Annotated in this window: 1 protein-coding gene; it reads left to right on the forward strand. The window is 55.3% G+C overall.

What is annotated here, in order from left to right; translation table 11 throughout:
- Positions 1 to 482 precede the first annotated feature (482 nt).
- Complete coding sequence (locus K239x_RS25510; protein WP_145421123.1) at positions 483 to 20603, forward strand: VCBS domain-containing protein; 20121 nt, start codon at positions 483 to 485, stop codon at positions 20601 to 20603.

The following is a 20603-nucleotide window of genomic DNA, read 5'->3' on the forward strand; positions in this document are numbered from 1 at the left end:
TCCGTTGGTGAGACACCTGGCGCGGCTACCCCCAAAACTACAGCCTTAACTATTTTAACGATTTCACGATGCAGCTTATTGAATGGGGGGTACCACCGGTCTATATTCTGAACCACTACATACACCCCCCCCGCACTCAATTGGAAGCAAACTTCTCTTTTTAGAATCTTTGCATTCCATTGTCCCCCCCTCACTAACGAACACCAATTCCACTTCCCCCGCCATCGAAACCCACTCGGGTGTCACTCCAGATGTGCTTGTGGCACCCACCCGAAACCCAACCTGCGCCACCACTCGAGAACGATTGATCGAACGCAGAAATGCCCATTCGGTCACACCCAACCCTCAGCTGTTCCGACGACCGACCAACGGAAATCGGGCCCCTTCATCCAAGTCATCGCTTTACCCAGGTCACCGCGTTTCAAGAGCCGTTAAGAGCTTTCGATCCTGCTTGACTCAAGATTTATCTAGGTAACTTTATTATGTCGATTCGCCGCAACCACCGTGCTACTGCTGGACAAACCCCCAACCTTTCGCGTACGCAAAAGCTTCGTCAGCGAGCTTTGGCTTGGTCGACGAAAATCGAAGAGCGTCGTCAAAGCTGGATGGAAAAGCGAGCCGCCCGAATCGAGCGATACAAAGCCGCCTTCCGAGGAAGCTGGATCAGCAAGATTGGCTATGGCTTGGTCGCCCTGCTGACCGCGATTGTCGCCAAGTCGCCGTTCACGATCCAGTACAACGCGCGGCCCGTCGCACCATTCATGATGATGCTGCCCTTCGGCTTCCGTCGCAAGAAACGAAAGAACAAAAAGAACAAGCGACGCAGCACCAACGCCCGCTTCGCCCGACCTGAAGGTGCCAAGCTTATTGCTGAGTCTCTCGAGCGACGAGAGTTGTTGGCAGCGGATATTGGTTCGATGACTAACGACAATGGCTTGGCCCCGAACGATTTCATTACGAACACGGGCAATTTCTCGATTGAGGGCACAACCGATCAGATTGGTGGGACGTTCATTAGTATTGGTGGCGCAGCTTCAGGCGGTACGTTTTCCGATGGCATCGCACCGCCGAACAATGCATGGTCTTTCCCTGTTTCTGTAGCTGAAGGTTCGCATACGTTCACAGCGGACGATACTCCTGGCGGTTCAGTTGATGATTCCCAAACGGTGATCGTGGACACGACCACCCCGACGGGCGTATCAATCTCAGGTGCCCCAGGTGCTGCAATTGACGAGGGTACCCCCGTTACGTTGATGGCAAACGCGACCGACCTGGTCAGTGGCGGTGTGGCGAGCGGATTTGACGAGTCTCTTGGGTCATATGCATGGTCAGTGACCAAGGGCGGAAGTCCTTTCGTGACAGGCTCGACCCAGAGCTTTACATTCACTCCCGACGATGAAGGAACATACGTTGCGACTTTGACTGTGACGGACGTCGCCGGCAATGCATCGGCTCCGGTCACCCAGTCAATCACCGTCACGAATGTTGCTCCGACTCTGACGATTTCTGGCGCTGCCACTGTTGATGAAGGGGCTACTTATACGCTGAACCTTGCGTCGTCCGATCCTGGCGATGACACGATTACCCAATGGGACATCAATTGGGGCGATGGCAGTCCCGTTGAAACGGTTGCAGGCGACCCGTCGACCGCTACTCACGTGTTCGCCGACGGCGCGAATTCGTATTCAATCTCGGCGACTGCCACCGACGAAGACGGAACGTTCAGCGCAACAGCGCCCGTTGCTGTCACGATCAACAATGTTGCTCCGACAATCGCTTTGACCGGTGCGGCAAGTGTTGATGAAGGCTCCGTCTACACGTTGAACTTTGGCGCGGTCACTGACCCAGGCACTGATACCCCAACGAACTACATCGTTGACTGGAACGATGGAAGTCCGGCTGAGACTTTTGCAGCTGGTACTGCCAGCGCTACGCACACCTTTGCAGACGGGGCTGCGACGCCAACGATCTCAGTCTCGGTTGTAGACGAAGACGGCACACATGCCGCGGCAGGAACACTGGCCGTCACAGTCGATAATGTTGCTCCGACAATCGCTTTGACCGGTGCGGCAAGTGTTGATGAAGGCTCCGTCTACACGTTGAACTTTGGCGCGGTCACTGACCCAGGCACTGATACCCCAACGAACTACATCGTTGACTGGAACGATGGAAGTCCGGCTGAGACTTTTGCAGCTGGTACTGCCAGCGCTACGCACACCTTTGCAGACGGGGCTGCGACGCCAACGATCTCAGTCTCGGTTGTAGACGAAGACGGCACACATGCCGCGGCAGGAACACTGGCCGTCACAGTCGATAATGTTGCTCCGACTCTGACGATTTCTGGCGCTGCCACTGTTGATGAAGGGGCTACTTATACGCTGAACCTTGCGTCGTCCGATCCTGGCGATGACACGATTACCCAATGGGACATCAATTGGGGCGATGGCAGTCCCGTTGAAACGGTTGCAGGCGACCCGTCGACCGCTACTCACGTGTTCGCCGACGGCGCGAATTCGTATTCAATCTCGGCGACTGCCACCGACGAAGACGGCACACATGCCGCGGCAGGAACACTGGCCGTCACAGTCGATAATGTTGCTCCGACAATCGCTTTGACCGGTGCGGCAAGTGTTGATGAAGGCTCCGTCTACACGTTGAACTTTGGCGCGGTCACTGACCCAGGCACTGATACCCCAACGAACTACATCGTTGACTGGAACGATGGAAGTCCGGCTGAGACTTTTGCAGCTGGTACTGCCAGCGCTACGCACACCTTTGCAGACGGGGCTGCGACGCCAACGATCTCAGTCTCGGTTGTAGACGAAGACGGCACACATGCCGCGGCAGGAACACTGGCCGTCACAGTCGATAATGTTGCTCCGACAATCGCTTTGACCGGTGCGGCAAGTGTTGATGAAGGCTCCGTCTACACGTTGAACTTTGGCGCGGTCACTGACCCAGGCACTGATACCCCAACGAACTACATCGTTGACTGGAACGATGGAAGTCCGGCTGAGACTTTTGCAGCTGGTACTGCCAGCGCTACGCACACCTTTGCAGACGGGGCTGCGACGCCAACGATCTCAGTCTCGGTTGTAGACGAAGACGGCACACATGCCGCGGCAGGAACACTGGCCGTCACAGTCGATAATGTTGCTCCGACAATCGCTTTGACCGGTGCGGCAAGTGTTGATGAAGGCTCCGTCTACACGTTGAACTTTGGCGCGGTCACTGACCCAGGCACTGATACCCCAACGAACTACATCGTTGACTGGAACGATGGAAGTCCGGCTGAGACTTTTGCAGCTGGTACTGCCAGCGCTACGCACACCTTTGCAGACGGGGCTGCGACGCCAACGATCTCAGTCTCGGTTGTAGACGAAGACGGCACACATGCCGCGGCAGGAACACTGGCCGTCACAGTCGATAATGTTGCTCCGACTCTGACGATTTCTGGCGCTGCCACTGTTGATGAAGGGGCTACTTATACGCTGAACCTTGCGTCGTCCGATCCTGGCGATGACACGATTACCCAATGGGACATCAATTGGGGCGATGGCAGTCCCGTTGAAACGGTTGCAGGCGACCCGTCGACCGCTACTCACGTGTTCGCCGACGGCGCGAATTCGTATTCAATCTCGGCGACTGCCACCGACGAAGACGGCACACATGCCGCGGCAGGAACACTGGCCGTCACAGTCGATAATGTTGCTCCGACAATCGCTTTGACCGGTGCGGCAAGTGTTGATGAAGGCTCCGTCTACACGTTGAACTTTGGCGCGGTCACTGACCCAGGCACTGATACCCCAACGAACTACATCGTTGACTGGAACGATGGAAGTCCGGCTGAGACTTTTGCAGCTGGTACTGCCAGCGCTACGCACACCTTTGCAGACGGGGCTGCGACGCCAACGATCTCAGTCTCGGTTGTAGACGAAGACGGCACACATGCCGCGGCAGGAACACTGGCCGTCACAGTCGATAATGTTGCTCCGACAATCGCTTTGACCGGTGCGGCAAGTGTTGATGAAGGCTCCGTCTACACGTTGAACTTTGGCGCGGTCACTGACCCAGGCACTGATACCCCAACGAACTACATCGTTGACTGGAACGATGGAAGTCCGGCTGAGACTTTTGCAGCTGGTACTGCCAGCGCTACGCACACCTTTGCAGACGGGGCTGCGACGCCAACGATCTCAGTCTCGGTTGTAGACGAAGACGGCACACATGCCGCGGCAGGAACACTGGCCGTCACAGTCGATAATGTTGCTCCGACAATCGCTTTGACCGGTGCGGCAAGTGTTGATGAAGGCTCCGTCTACACGTTGAACTTTGGCGCGGTCACTGACCCAGGCACTGATACCCCAACGAACTACATCGTTGACTGGAACGATGGAAGTCCGGCTGAGACTTTTGCAGCTGGTACTGCCAGCGCTACGCACACCTTTGCAGACGGGGCTGCGACGCCAACGATCTCAGTCTCGGTTGTAGACGAAGACGGCACACATGCCGCGGCAGGAACACTGGCCGTCACGGTTAATAATGTTGCCCCAACGCTGACAAATGTCGCGTTGACGCCTGGAGCAATTGCAGAGGGTGATACCGCAACGTTGACTGGAGACATTGCGGACCCAAGTCCAACTGACACATTTGATATCGACGTCACTTGGGGTGATGGAACAACATCAACGCATGCGATAGCTGCCGGTGCAACTTCGTTTTCGATTGATCACATCTACGAGGATGACAATCCAACTGCCACAAGCGTAGACGTGAATGCTGTCTCATTGACAATCACAGATGATGATGGCGGGACGGATTCAGCTTCGGCCGGGAATATTTTTGTTAGCAATGTTGCCCCGACGGTGAGCGGTTTCTCGACCTTGCCTTTGACGATCGACGAAGGTGGGACGGTAGGCCTAGTCGGAGCGATCATCGAACCAGGCACTGAAGATTCAATCCTGACTGTCAATTGGGGAGACGGTTCGACTGACGTCTTCACCATTCCAGCAGGGACGGCGACTATTGAATCTCTTGGAACAGTCGTGCACACCTATGCAGACGACACTCCAAGCGGGTCACCATCGGATGTGATCCCAATCAACGCAACAATTGCTGATGACGACGGAGGCACGACAGCGTTGGCGACTTCGGTCACTGTCAACAATGTCGCGCCTGTGCTCGCTTTGAATCCTGTTGTCGCGATAAATGAAGGCGGGGCAGCAACGCTCAGCGGTACGATCACTGACCCCGGCACTCTAGATACGTTCACTTTGGATGTTGATTGGGGTGACGGTAGCCCCGTGGAAACGTTCACTTATGCTGCTGGAACGACGGCCTTTAGCGAGACTCACACCTATGTCGACGATGATCCAACGGCTACTCCGAGTGATAATTACACCATCAGTGCGACGCTGACCGATGATGACACCGGCACGGATATGGCGACCGATACGGTCACTGTCAACAATGTCGCACCATCGCTAAGCCTATCTGTTGGTGGGATCAATGAAGCTGGGACGGCAACTTTGACTGGAACGTACTCGGATCCAGGGACCGCAGATACGCACTTGGTCGACATCGATTGGGGTGATGGAACAGTTCAAGCAGGCGTTAGCGTTAGCGGTGGATCGTTCACCGCTACTCACTCTTATGCTGATGACGATCCAACTGGTACACCAAGTGACAGCTACTCCATCAGCGTTACGATCGCCGATGACGACGCAGGAAGCGTGACGACTGCTGCAACCGTCTTGGTCAGCAACGTGGCTCCAACCATCACGGTGAATCCGGTTGCCGACATTGACGAAAACGGCACTGCCACACTCAGCGGTACTTACGCCGACGCCGGTCCAAATGACACGCACGTTCTGGATGTCGTCTGGGGTGATGGTGCTACTGAATCGGTAACGGTCACCGGCGGTACGTTCTCACTAACGCACACTTATGTCGATGACGATCCAACGGCGACTGCCAGCGACACTTACAACATTGGCCTGACGCTGACCGACGATGACACTGGGTCAGTCACTGCTGCTGCGACCGTCTTGGTCAGCAACGTGGCTCCTACAATCGTGGTCGATCCGGTTGCTGACATTGATGAAAACGGTGTTGCCACTCTCAGCGGAACTTACGCCGACGCAGGTCCAAATGACACTCATGTTCTGGACGTCGTCTGGGGTGACGGTGCTACTGAATCGGTAACGGTCACCGGCGGTACGTTCTCACTAACGCACACTTATGTCGATGACAATCCAACGGCGACTGCCAGCGACACTTACAACATTGGCCTGACACTGACTGACGATGACACTGGATCAGTCACTGCTGGTGCGACCGTCTTGGTCAGCAACGTGGCTCCTACTATCGTGGTCGATCCGGTTGCTGACATTGATGAAAATGGCGTTGCCACTCTCAGCGGTACTTACGCCGACGCCGGTCCGAATGACACGCACGTTCTGGATGTCGTCTGGGGTGATGGCGCGACTGAATCGGTAACGGTCACCGGCGGTACGTTCTCACTAACGCACACTTATGTCGATGACGATCCAACGGCGACTGCCAGCGACACTTACAACATTGGCCTGACGCTGACCGACGATGACACTGGGTCAGTCACTGCTGCTGCGACCGTCTTGGTCAGCAACGTGGCTCCTACAATCGTGGTCGATCCGGTTGCTGACATTGATGAAAACGGTGTTGCCACTCTCAGCGGAACTTACGCCGACGCAGGTCCAAATGACACTCATGTTCTGGACGTCGTCTGGGGTGACGGTGCTACTGAATCGGTAACGGTCACCGGCGGTACGTTCTCACTAACGCACACTTATGTCGATGACAATCCAACGGCGACTGCCAGCGACACTTACAACATTGGCCTGACACTGACTGACGATGACACTGGATCAGTTACTGCAGCGGCAACCGTCTTGGTTAGCAACGTTGCTCCAACGATCATGGTCGATCCGGTTGCTGACATTGATGAAAATGGCGTTGCCACTCTCAGCGGTACTTACGCCGACGCCGGTCCGAATGACACGCACGTTCTGGATGTCGTCTGGGGTGATGGCGCGACTGAATCGGTAACGGTCACCGGCGGTACGTTCTCACTAACGCACACTTATGTCGATGACGATCCAACGGCGACTGCCAGCGACACTTACAACATTGGCCTGACGCTGACCGACGATGACACTGGGTCAGTCACTGCTGCTGCGACCGTCTTGGTCAGCAACGTGGCTCCTACAATCGTGGTCGATCCGGTTGCTGACATTGATGAAAACGGTGTTGCCACTCTCAGCGGAACTTACGCCGACGCAGGTCCAAATGACACTCATGTTCTGGACGTCGTCTGGGGTGACGGTGCTACTGAATCGGTAACGGTCACCGGCGGTACGTTCTCACTAACGCACACTTATGTCGATGACAATCCAACGGCGACTGCCAGCGACACTTACAACATTGGCCTGACACTGACTGACGATGACACTGGATCAGTCACTGCTGGTGCGACCGTCTTGGTCAGCAACGTGGCTCCTACTATCGTGGTCGATCCGGTTGCTGACATTGATGAAAATGGCGTTGCCACTCTCAGCGGTACTTACGCCGACGCCGGTCCGAATGACACGCACGTTCTGGATGTCGTCTGGGGTGATGGCGCGACTGAATCGGTAACGGTCACCGGCGGTACGTTCTCACTAACGCACACTTATGTCGATGACGATCCAACGGCGACTGCCAGCGACACTTACAACATTGGCCTGACGCTGACCGACGATGACACTGGGTCAGTCACTGCTGCTGCGACCGTCTTGGTCAGCAACGTGGCTCCTACAATCGTGGTCGATCCGGTTGCTGACATTGATGAAAACGGTGTTGCCACTCTCAGCGGAACTTACGCCGACGCAGGTCCAAATGACACTCATGTTCTGGACGTCGTCTGGGGTGACGGTGCTACTGAATCGGTAACGGTCACCGGCGGTACGTTCTCACTAACGCACACTTATGTCGATGACAATCCAACGGCGACTGCCAGCGACACTTACAACATTGGCCTGACACTGACTGACGATGACACTGGATCAGTTACTGCAGCGGCAACCGTCTTGGTTAGCAACGTTGCTCCAACGATCATGGTCGATCCGGTTGCTGACATTGATGAAAATGGCGTTGCCACTCTCAGCGGTACTTACGCCGACGCCGGTCCGAATGACACGCACGTTCTGGATGTCGTCTGGGGTGATGGCGCGACTGAATCGGTAACGGTCACCGGCGGTACGTTCTCACTAACGCACACTTATGTCGATGACGATCCAACGGCGACTGCCAGCGACACTTACAACATTGGCCTGACGCTGACCGACGATGACACTGGGTCAGTCACTGCTGCTGCGACCGTCTTGGTCAGCAACGTGGCTCCTACAATCGTGGTCGATCCGGTTGCTGACATTGATGAAAACGGTGTTGCCACTCTCAGCGGAACTTACGCCGACGCAGGTCCAAATGACACTCATGTTCTGGACGTCGTCTGGGGTGACGGTGCTACTGAATCGGTAACGGTCACCGGCGGTACGTTCTCACTAACGCACACTTATGTCGATGACAATCCAACGGCGACTGCCAGCGACACTTACAACATTGGCCTGACACTGACTGACGATGACACTGGATCAGTCACTGCTGGTGCGACCGTCTTGGTCAGCAACGTGGCTCCTACTATCGTGGTCGATCCGGTTGCTGACATTGATGAAAATGGCGTTGCCACTCTCAGCGGTACTTACGCCGACGCCGGTCCGAATGACACGCACGTTCTGGATGTCGTCTGGGGTGATGGTGCTACTGAATCGGTAACGGTCACCGGCGGTACGTTCTCACTAACGCACACTTATGTCGATGACGATCCAACGGCGACTGCCAGCGACACTTACAACATTGGCCTGACGCTGACCGACGATGACACTGGGTCAGTCACTGCTGCTGCGACCGTCTTGGTCAGCAACGTGGCTCCTACAATCGTGGTCGATCCGGTTGCTGACATTGATGAAAACGGTGTTGCCACTCTCAGCGGAACTTACGCCGACGCAGGTCCAAATGACACTCATGTTCTGGACGTCGTCTGGGGTGACGGTGCTACTGAATCGGTAACGGTCACCGGCGGTACGTTCTCACTAACGCACACTTATGTCGATGACAATCCAACGGCGACTGCCAGCGACACTTACAACATTGGCCTGACACTGACTGACGATGACACTGGATCAGTCACTGCTGGTGCGACCGTCTTGGTCAGCAACGTGGCTCCTACTATCGTGGTCGATCCGGTTGCTGACATTGATGAAAATGGCGTTGCCACTCTCAGCGGAACTTACGCCGACGCAGGTCCAAATGACACTCATGTTCTGGACGTCGTCTGGGGTGACGGTGCTACTGAATCGGTAACGGTCACCGGCGGTACGTTCTCACTAACGCACACTTATGTCGATGACGATCCAACGGCGACTGCCAGCGACACTTACAACATTGGCCTGACGCTGACCGACGATGACACTGGGTCAGTCACTGCTGCTGCGACCGTCTTGGTCAGCAACGTGGCTCCTACTATTGCGACGAACGCTGGCGATCCGGGTGTCGAGATTCCTGCGGCCTCGTCGTTGGTTATTAACAGCTCCGTTCTGGACGCGGCGGATGTTGGTACTCTGGACACACATTCGTATGCATTCAGCACTCCGTCTCGTGGTCAAATTTTGGTTGCTGGTGTTCCAGCGACCAGCTTCACTCAGGCACAGGTTAATGCAGGCGACGTGACGTATGTCCACAACGGACTGAACGTGCTCGATGAAAATCTGACGTTCACTTTGAGCGACGATGACACTGGCACTGTAACCGGCGACTTCAACATCACGTTCTCCCAAGCGACAGTTGAGTTGAAGGACGGCAACCTGTTGCCGAATGAAAACGCTGCAATGGAAGCGGATACTAATTCGCTCGATGCACCAATGATTGGAGTATTGGGCAACCTGACTGGTGTTCCGGCTGCATTCCGTACCGTTGACCTGTCGCTGACTCTCAGTTCCGAAGCGAGCCTTGATGATGTCGATTCGGTTTCGCCAATCGTGATCCCTGAGGGCAATTACACGACTCTCACCTACTTCAATCTGTTCACTGACTTCAACACGACGGATCCAGCTACACCGCAGAACATCACGGTAGCGGACGACGCTTTGCTGGAAGGTGATGAGACGTTCCAAGTGGTGATTGCTAACCCAACAACTGGCCTGACATTGGGCAACTTGGCTGGTGCTGGTACACGTACTCAAGTGAACCACACCATCATTGACGACGAAACGGGAACGTTTGTCTTCAAGACTGATGTGTCGGGAACAGAAGTCACCGAGGGCAATTCGATTGTCGTTGAAGTCGAATTGGTAACAACCTCCACTATCGCGAACCCCGATGACGGTGGGAACTTTACGGCGACGTTGGTCGCTGATGCCGAGGTCGACGTGGTGGTCGATGGCACCGCGACTCAGGTTGCCGTCAGTGGTTCCGATTACACCGGAATCGGTGCCGGGCAGACGGTTAAGTTCGATGCCGGTGCGACCGGTGGTGTCGAAACGGTTTCCATCTCTGCCAGCACAGACGGTGTTCTTGAAGGCGACGAAGACTTTGTCCTCGGATTTGCCAACATTGATGACAATCGAACCTTGTCGCCAAACACCAACGATGCTGATGGTCAGCTGATCGCGGGTGCATCCCAGACGTACACGATCCTCGACGATGTCACGGCGGTTTTGGCAATCAGCCAAACTGCGACATCGACGCTTAGTAGTCCAACCGAGGTGCAGATCAACGAGAGCGAAGCGATTAGCTATACGATCTCGGTAACGGATGGCACTGCTGGTCCGATTGTTTTGGCAAGTGGCCAAACACTGACTGTCGATGTTTCCGAAGCCGGGACTGCGACCCCTGGAATCGATGTCGACGATTTGGATGCGGCTCTGACAGCGGCCGTCGCAAGCCTCGCTGATGTCACTTACAACGCTGGCACTGGAACGTTGACGTTCACCGGCGACGGCGTGGCCGCCGCTTCGGCCGTTGCCTTCTCAGTGACTGCACCACGCGATGCAAACAATGGTGAAGGTGACGAGACATACACCATCCAGCTTGCCACCATCGGTGGCGGAGCAGCGACTAGTGCTGACTTGTCTTCCACCGCCAACACGACGGCCGATTCGGACGACGCAGCCAGTGTGACCGGAATCATTGATGACAACGACGCTCCGGTCGCAGTCGTCGATACCGTGACGACAACGGAAGATGGGGGTACTGTTTCCATCAACCCAGCTTCTAACGACACGGACATCGATCCGAATGACGTGCTGTCGGCTCCAACGGTCACCTACGACCCAACCGGCTTGCATGACCACTTGAATGTCGGCGATATGGAAGTCGTGTCGATTCCGTACACCGTGACGGATATCGACGGCCTAATGGATACCGGAACCGTCCAGATCACCGTGACTGGTGTGAATGACCCTGCTGTGATCACAGGTGACACCACGGGTACTGCCGTTGAAGCCGGTGGACTGGCGAACGCTACTGTCGGTTCAACTGCGACCGGTGACCTGGATCACACCGATGTTGACAACACCAATGATGCCTGGAACATCACGAGCCCAACCGCTGGCACCTACGGAGCGTTGACTATCGACGCGACTGGTAACTGGGAGTACACAGTCGATGACAGTAACGGCGCAGTCCAAGCTCTCAACGTCGGCGATTCGCTAATGGACACGATCACGGTCGCGACCGAAGACGGTACCACGGAAGACATCGTCGTCACCATCAATGGTGCCAACGACGATGCGATCATCGTCGGTGACACCACGGGTACTGCCGTTGAAGCCGGTGGACTGGCGAACGCTACTGTCGGTTCAACTGCGACCGGTGACCTGGATCACACCGATGTTGACAACACCAATGATGCCTGGAACATCACGAGCCCAACCGCTGGCACCTACGGAGCGTTGACTATCGACGCGACTGGTAACTGGGAGTACACAGTCGATGACAGTAACGGCGCAGTCCAAGCTCTCAACGTCGGCGATTCGCTAATGGACACGATCACGGTCGCGACCGAAGACGGTACCACGGAAGACATCGTCGTCACCATCAATGGTGCCAACGACGATGCGATCATCGTCGGTGACACCACGGGTACTGCCGTTGAAGCCGGTGGACTGGCGAACGCTACTGTCGGTTCAACTGCGACCGGTGACCTGGATCACACCGATGTTGACAATACCAATGATGCCTGGAACATCACGAGCCCAACCGCTGGCACCTACGGAGCGTTGACTATCGACGCGACTGGTAACTGGGAGTACACAGTCGATGACAGTAACGGCGCAGTCCAAGCTCTCAACGTCGGCGATTCGCTAATGGACACGATCACGGTCGCGACCGAAGACGGTACCACGGAAGACATCGTCGTCACCATCAATGGTGCCAACGACGATGCGATCATCGTCGGTGACACCACGGGTACTGCCGTTGAAGCCGGTGGACTGGCGAACGCTACTGTCGGTTCAACTGCGACCGGTGACCTGGATCACACCGATGTTGACAACACCAATGATGCCTGGAACATCACGAGCCCAACCGCTGGCACCTACGGAGCGTTGACTATCGACGCGACTGGTAACTGGGAGTACACAGTCGATGACAGTAACGGCGCAGTCCAAGCTCTCAACGTCGGCGATTCGCTAATGGACACGATCACGGTCGCGACCGAAGACGGTACCACGGAAGACATCGTCGTCACCATCAATGGTGCCAACGACGATGCGATCATCGTCGGTGACACCACGGGTACTGCCGTTGAAGCCGGTGGACTGGCGAACGCTACTGTCGGTTCAACTGCGACCGGTGACCTGGATCACACCGATGTTGACAACACCAATGATGCCTGGAACATCACGAGCCCAACCGCTGGCACCTACGGAGCGTTGACTATCGACGCGACTGGTAACTGGGAGTACACAGTCGATGACAGTAACGGCGCAGTCCAAGCTCTCAACGTCGGCGATTCGCTAATGGACACGATCACGGTCGCGACCGAAGACGGTACCACGGAAGACATCGTCGTCACCATCAATGGTGCCAACGACAATCCAGTTGCAACAGACGTTGACTACTCGGCCGCTGTTGTCGACGAAGACTCACCAATCATCTTTGGTGCACTGGATAATGACAACTCGGATGGAGTGATCATTAGCGACTTTGCAACGGACGTGGACAACACACTGACCGCGGCATCCTTCAGTTTTGATTCCGCAGTTGTCACGATCGGCGGGGTTGTAACCAGCTTTGCAAGCGTGACCGACATCGGACTCGTCTATAATTCCACGACGGGAGCATTCTCCTTCGATCCGACTGGCGTCGCGATCTTCCAGGAAATGCAACCAGGTGCAACTGCCAACGTCGATGTTGACTTCACCGTCGACGACGGAACAGCATCCGACGCAGGTGTCGTCAGCTTCAACGTCAACTACGCTGCTGGACCTCAATACGACTGGTCAATCGACCAAGACGCATCGACGGTCGACGAAGGCACGTCGAACGATTACACGATCTCGCTAGACGGTCCTGTTCAGGAGCACGAGGAAGTTTCGGTGGTCGTCTCGTTTGACTTTGACGAAACCGAGGCTGCTGACTTTGCTGCCTTCACCGATTTTGTTGCGGAACTCAATGCGATCACTGGTGCCAACTACGTCGGCGATGGCACTCTGACCTTCACTCCATCGGGAACCACCGGCGGAACTCTGACATACACCGGTGGTGCTGGTAGCACGACGATGAGCGACTTGGTGGTCAGCTTGACACCAGACGCTGATGGCTTGGTCGAACCGAGCGAGAACTTCAATATCGCTCTTTCCGCACCAACAACCACAACGGGTGCCGTTGTTGGGATTGCAAGCGGACAGGACCAAGTTGAAACAACCATCAACAATCTTGACCTGTCAACCATCTCGATTGCGGTCAACCAGAACGGTGACGAAGAGGGTGAAGTCAACGGTATTTTTGATGTCACACTGAGCAATCCGTCCGCGACGGCCACCACGATCTCGTTCTCGTTGCCTTATCCATCAGGTTCAACGACACGGGCTCAAAACGGAGTCGATTACACGGTTGCGACGGTCGAGATTCCAGCAATGTCAACGACCGGCCAATTGGTCATTGATGTAATTGACGACAACATCATCGAAAACACCGAAGCGGTTGTCGCCGAAGTGACTGGCAGTAGCAATCCGCTGATCACGCCGAACTTCTCAGCCAACATGGCAACCTTGACGATCGCAGATAATGACGAAGGTTTTGTTCGCATTCGCGGAATCCAGGATGGTGAAGAACAGGGCCCCGTGGTTGGATTGTTTGTGGTTGAGTTGGTTGACATCAATGGTGACTTGATCACGGCGTCGACCGACGTGTTGGTCAACTACGGTGTTGGCGGCGATGCGACTGAGGGAGGCGTCAATGCTGACTTCCCATCGCTTAGCAACAACCTAACGATCATCGCAGGTGACTCCGATCAGGGAATCACGATCAGCACGATTGATGACACGTTGCCCGAGGGCACCGAACAAGTCGAGATCACGCTGACTTCGCTTGGCGCGGGTACCGACAACGAGATAAGTCTGGCTGCCGGAGGAACCGAAGGTGACAAAGTCGATTCAGTCAACATCATTGACAATGATGGCGGCTTGATCGTTTCGATCGACGATGCGGTGGTGACCGAGGGTGACTCGGGAACAGCGAACCTTGAATTTGCCGTTTCGCTTAACCAGGTCGCTGGACAGGACGTTACTGTGGAAATTACGACGGTCGGCAATACCGCCACCGTTGGTACTGACTATGCCGCTGACGTAACCAGCCAGCTTGTGACGATCCCAGCTGGATCACTGTCAACAGACGTCACGCTGACAGTCAATGGCGACAATTTGGTCGAAGCGAATGAGACGATCGGTGCCACGATCGACATTCCGCAACTTGGCGGCAGCACTGTGGCGAACACCGTACTGGACATCGGAGACGGTGTAGCAGTGGGAACGATCACGGATGATGACAGTGCGACCGTTTCGATCAGTAATGTGACCATGGCCGAAGGCAGTGGCGGTGGCACAACCGACTTTGTCTTCACGGTCTCACTGGACGCTCCGGTTGACGCGGTAGTCGGAGTCGATGTCGACCTGGCCGCTGATACAGATCAAGGCGGCGTCGATGAGACGCTCAGCTTCCCAGCCGGTGCTGCTGGTACGCAAACGGTAACCGTTTCGGTGAACGCCGATGATACGGTCGAACTGGATGAACTGTTTGATGTCTTGCTCAGCAACCCAACGGCTGGTGGGCTGGACGTATCACTTGATAACACTGGCGGCCTGGGCGAAATCACCAATGATGATTCGGCGACGATTACGATCTCAGACACAAACGCAGATGAAGGTTCGCCGCTGGCGTTTGTTGTCACGCTTAGCAACCCGGTTGACGTTGACGTCTTGGCCGACATCGCGACGGCTGATGGCACTGCGACAACGGGCGACAACGACTACACAGCGATTTCTGCCGATGATGCGACGTTGTTCGCAACGGGAGGATCGTTGACGACGACCATCAATGTGGCGACGATTTCTGACACAACTGTCGAACTGGCCGAAACGTTGCAATTGATCCTGTCAGACCTGGGCGTTAGCGGTCGAGATGTGACATTCGATCCGGCTGGATCGACTCTTTCGGCAACCGGCACGATCGACAACGAGGACACCGCGGTGACCTTTGACCCGACCACGGCGCTGGTTCAAGCAGAGGCACAAGACACACCAAGTGCGACGACCGATTACACATTTACGATCACGCGTACGGGTGACTTGAGCGACGACACGACCGTCAACTACCAAGTTCTAGCGGGAGCCACCAACCCAGTCGACGGATTGGACTTTGGTGGAACATTGGTGACCGACGCATTGCCAAGCGGTTCCATCACTTTCACCGGCGGTGCTACCAGCCAGGACATCGTGGTCAGTGTATCGAATGATTCCGAGGTCGAATTCGACGAAAACTTCAGCGTCGAAATCACGAGCGTGGTCGGCGGCAATGCGTTGTTGACCACTCGCGACGCTGTCATCCAAAACGATGACATCAGTGTTTCGCTTGGCGCAGGTGTTTCATCTGACCCGCTCAATAAAGAAGGTGACAGCGGCGACGCGACCACATACACGTTCACCGTAACGCGAACCGGATTGGACACGGGTGTCACGACAGTGCCATGGGAGGTTACCCCAACCGCTGGCAGTGACGTCAGCCCCGACGACTTCGCTGGTGGAGTTCTCCCGAGTGGGACTGCAACATTCGCCAGCGGTGTCAACACGTATGACATCGTCATCGAATTGAATGAAGAATCGTTGGTCGAGCCGGACGAGAGTTTCGATGTTACGTTAGGTGCTGTGGGCAGTCACACTCCCGACGCTCTCGCGGTAGCGGCAGATTCGATCGACATCGATCCGACAATACGAACCGCCACGATCGTCAATGACGACACCGCGACCTTGACGGTAGGTGACGTTGAAATATTCGAAGGCACGGCGAGTGCCACAACGACTGCTTCTGTTCCCGTCACACTTAGCAATCCGGTTCAAGGTGGTTTGAGTATCGACTTCGATACAATGGATATCACACCGTCAGGCCCCAACACCGCGACTGCGGGAACGGACTACACCTCGGTCGCAGGCGGCACGCTAACATTCCCCGAGACTGGATCGCTGACTCAGGATGCGACAGTGGACGTCACCGGAGACATCGGCGCCGAAGATGACGAAGACTTCAAGGTTGTCCTTGACGGTTCGTCGCTGGTCGCTGCGGGGCTGGGACCGATCAGCACGACGGCAGGAGTCAGCTTCGTCATTGATGGTGACACATTCACCGACAGTGCTCCAACAGTACCAGCCAGCGGTGATTTGGCACTCGACAGCGCAACTGTTTCGGCGACACCAGGCACCAACGATGCGGTTGTTCTGAGAGACAAAGTACTGGGGCTTGGCGTCTCAATCCTCGGTACAACACTAGCTCCCAACTACTCCGACGCAGGTTTCGCGGCAGGCACGCCTGTCTATGCCGCCGACACCTTTAGCTCTGGGTTTGATGCGACTGGAATCGACAACGGGATCGTACTCAGTACAGTCGAGGCTGGACGAGTCGCGGACACAAATACCAGTTCGCCACCGGGATCGAGTCCTGCCACGGCTGGCGACCCAACTATCCTCTCGTTTGACTTTGAGATGGATGCTGATGGACCGTTGACATTCGACTACGTGTTTGCGTCGGATTCGACAACGAACGTGGACTCTCTTGAGATTCGCTTGGACGGCAACCTTGTCGTAACTCTGGATTCGGACGATGCGAGCTTGTCCAATACGACACCAATTGTTGCTCCGGACAACACCCTGATGTCGCTTGATCGGTACACAAACGTGACCACGTTCGTTTCTGCTTCGACAGTGCCACCGGGAAACCACACTATCGAGTTTCGAGTGATTCCGTCGGCGGCATTCCCTGGGGACGAAGACTCAGCTGTGTTCATTCGTGGCGGTAGTTTTGGAATTGCGGCACCCGCTCCAACGGCTGATCCGTTTGTCGTCGACAACACCTCATCAAGCGGTGTGACAATCACCGACATTTCACTTGACCTGACAACGCTGGCGACCGCTCACGAGTTCGACGTCAGCGGTCCACTGAGCCTTCCGTTTACGCCACAAGGTGGCTCCGAAGTTACGACCGGACAGACAAGCTCATCGATCACGGGCAGCAACAAGCTGGACTTGGTCTTTACCGACTTCGACTCGGGTGAAACGTTCAGCTTCGCTATCGATGTTGATGAAGCCGGAATCGATGGCGTCGTCAATGGAAACGATCTGATTGGTGCTGAGGTGACCGTCACATTCAGCGATTCACAGACGCTGACGGGTCTCTTGGTCGCCGTGCCAGGTGACGTCGAAGGCGACGCTGCACATTTCGTCGCGACCAATACCGTTACGAATCCGTCGCCGATCAGCATCGTCAATGATGGAACGGTGCGAATTCTCAACGACGACATTGAGTTGTCACTGGAACTTGATTCCGGATCAACTGCTTCACAGAACGAGGGCAACCCTGGCCCTGTCACGTCCTACACGTTCAACGTGAATCGCAATGGCACGATCAGCGAGCCAGGCGATCTGACCGACCTGAATGACGATACCGAATCGACCGAACCAACAACGGTTGATTGGGAAATCGACTTCATGAGTTCAACGGCGGCACTTGATGATTTTGTCGCTACAAGTGGTTCGGTATCGTTCGGACCAGGCGAATTTTCCAAGCCGGTCACGGTCACGATCGCTGACGATGCAGATGTCGAGCTTGACGAAGACTTTACGGTCAAGCTGGTGACTTCAAGCCCTGCCAATACAAATCCTAATTTGGATACGATCACGATCACTGACGGTGTTGAATCCGCCACGATCTTGAACGATGACTCGTTAGCCATCAGTGTTGGTGACGCAACGGCCGTTGCCGAAGGTAATGGTGGCACCACGAACGCAAGTTTCGACATCACGCTCAGTGGATCGTCGACAGAGACAATCTCGGTCTCGTACACGACCGCAGATGATTCAGCGTCTGCTCCAAATGATTACGCCACTCAGAGTAACGTGGTGACGTTCCTTCCTGGAGAGACCACTAAGACGATTGATGTGGTTGTCAATGGCGACACTGACATTGAGGCCGACGAGAGCTTCTTCGTGAATCTCAGCACTCCGCTGGTCAATGGTGTTGCCAACGCGGATGTGACAATTGATGACGGACAAGGTGTCGGATCGATCACAGACGACCCCGACGAAGGTGTTATTTCGCTGACGGCAGGGACCAGTGTTGGTTCCGAAGCAGGGCCTGTGAGTGCATCGTTCGATCTCAGTTTGTTTGAGACGGACGGCACGACTCCAGTCACCAGCAGCACGGACACCATCGTTGACTTCACCGTTACCGTTGATACGCCAAGCACAACAGGGTTGAATGCGGTCCGAGGAACCGACTACGACATTTACGTCGGCGGGACCGGAGGAACTGGAGGAACCTTGGTCACTGGCAATCAGTTGACGCTGCCTGCTGACACGGCTGCGATTTCTATCGAGATCCGTGTGCTGAGCGATGCGATCGTCGAACCAATCGAAGAGGTCACGCTGACGTTGACCAACGTTGATCCGGCCAGCGACGACGACATCACGCTAAGTGCGAATGTGACGGACACGGTTACAATTACCAGTGATGACTTTGCCTACGTCGTCATTCGTCAAGCAGATACGACAGATGGATCCGAAGCGGCACCACCGAACTCGCTTCCAAACGCAACCACGCCTGGTGAATTCATCGTTTCACTTAACTCGCAGTCGGATGGCGAAGGCGTACCAGTCACACTGAGCGAATCGGCTACCATCCAATATGGTACAGACGTATCTTCCACAGCATCGAATGACGCGTTGGATCTTGACTACACAGCACTCATCGGGACGGTGAACTTCGGCATTGGACAGAGTGAAGCACCGATTTCGGTGATCGTGCAACAAGACACGCTTGTAGAGGGCACAGAGACAGTGGTCATTACCGCGGAAGGGATCCAGGACAATCCAGCAGGAGTGGCACTTGGTGACGTAGCGGTCCGCACTGCAACCGTCAACATCCTTGATGACGATGGCGTTGTTGACACCATAGCGCCAACGGTGACATCGGTCAAAGCTGGCTCGTCGGCCTGGTCAGCGGCTTTCTTGGCGGAAGTGGATCCTGGTAGCAGCCAAGGTTACACGATTCCCGACGGTGCATCGCAATTGACCACGCTACCTTGGAACAACCTAAATCGACTCTATGTCGAATTCAGCGAGGATGTCGGAGCGAGCTTGGACACCGGTGACTTTGGTCTCGTTGGAGTCAACACGCTTCCAAACACGTTGGTTTCGTACAGCAATGCCGGTGGTGCCTACATAGCGACGTTCACATTCGACGCTTTCCTAGGCGCGAACGCGATTGACTTAACGCTCCAGTCCGCTGGCATTTCGGATGCCGCTGGCAATCAATTGGACGGATTCTGGACTAACGGCGGAGACGCTTTCCCATCGGGTGACAGCTCGAACGATGATAATTTTGTGTATCGGATCAACGTGCTGCCAGGTGACTCAACTGGTGACGGTGCAGTCAATATCTTCGATCTACTGGATGTTCGTGGACGTCAGGGAAGTACGACGACTTCCGGATCTTATGAAGTTAGAGCTGACATCACCGGGGACGCCGCAGTCAACATATTTGATCTCTTGGCGACTCGGGGTGCTCAAGGAACTGTCTTACCTAGCGGTGCTGCTGCAAGCTCGGCGAACTTGAATTTCATTTCACCTTCGATGTTCAGTTCGAGTACTGCGAATGAATCATCGGACACTGAGGACGCTGAAACCATGGATTCGCTGTCAAGTGAGCAGTCGATTCAAAATTATGAGGAGGAAGTTGACCAAATTTTTAGCGATTTCTAA

The sequence above is a fragment of the Stieleria marina genome (assembly GCA_007741555.1).
Lineage (GTDB): Bacteria > Planctomycetota > Planctomycetia > Pirellulales > Pirellulaceae > K23-9.

Excerpts from the sequence above, each read along its gene's own strand:
- K239x_RS25510 (WP_145421123.1), top strand. The coding sequence starts at position 483 with ATGTCGATTCGCCGCAACCACCGTGCTACTGCTGGACAAACCCCCAAC.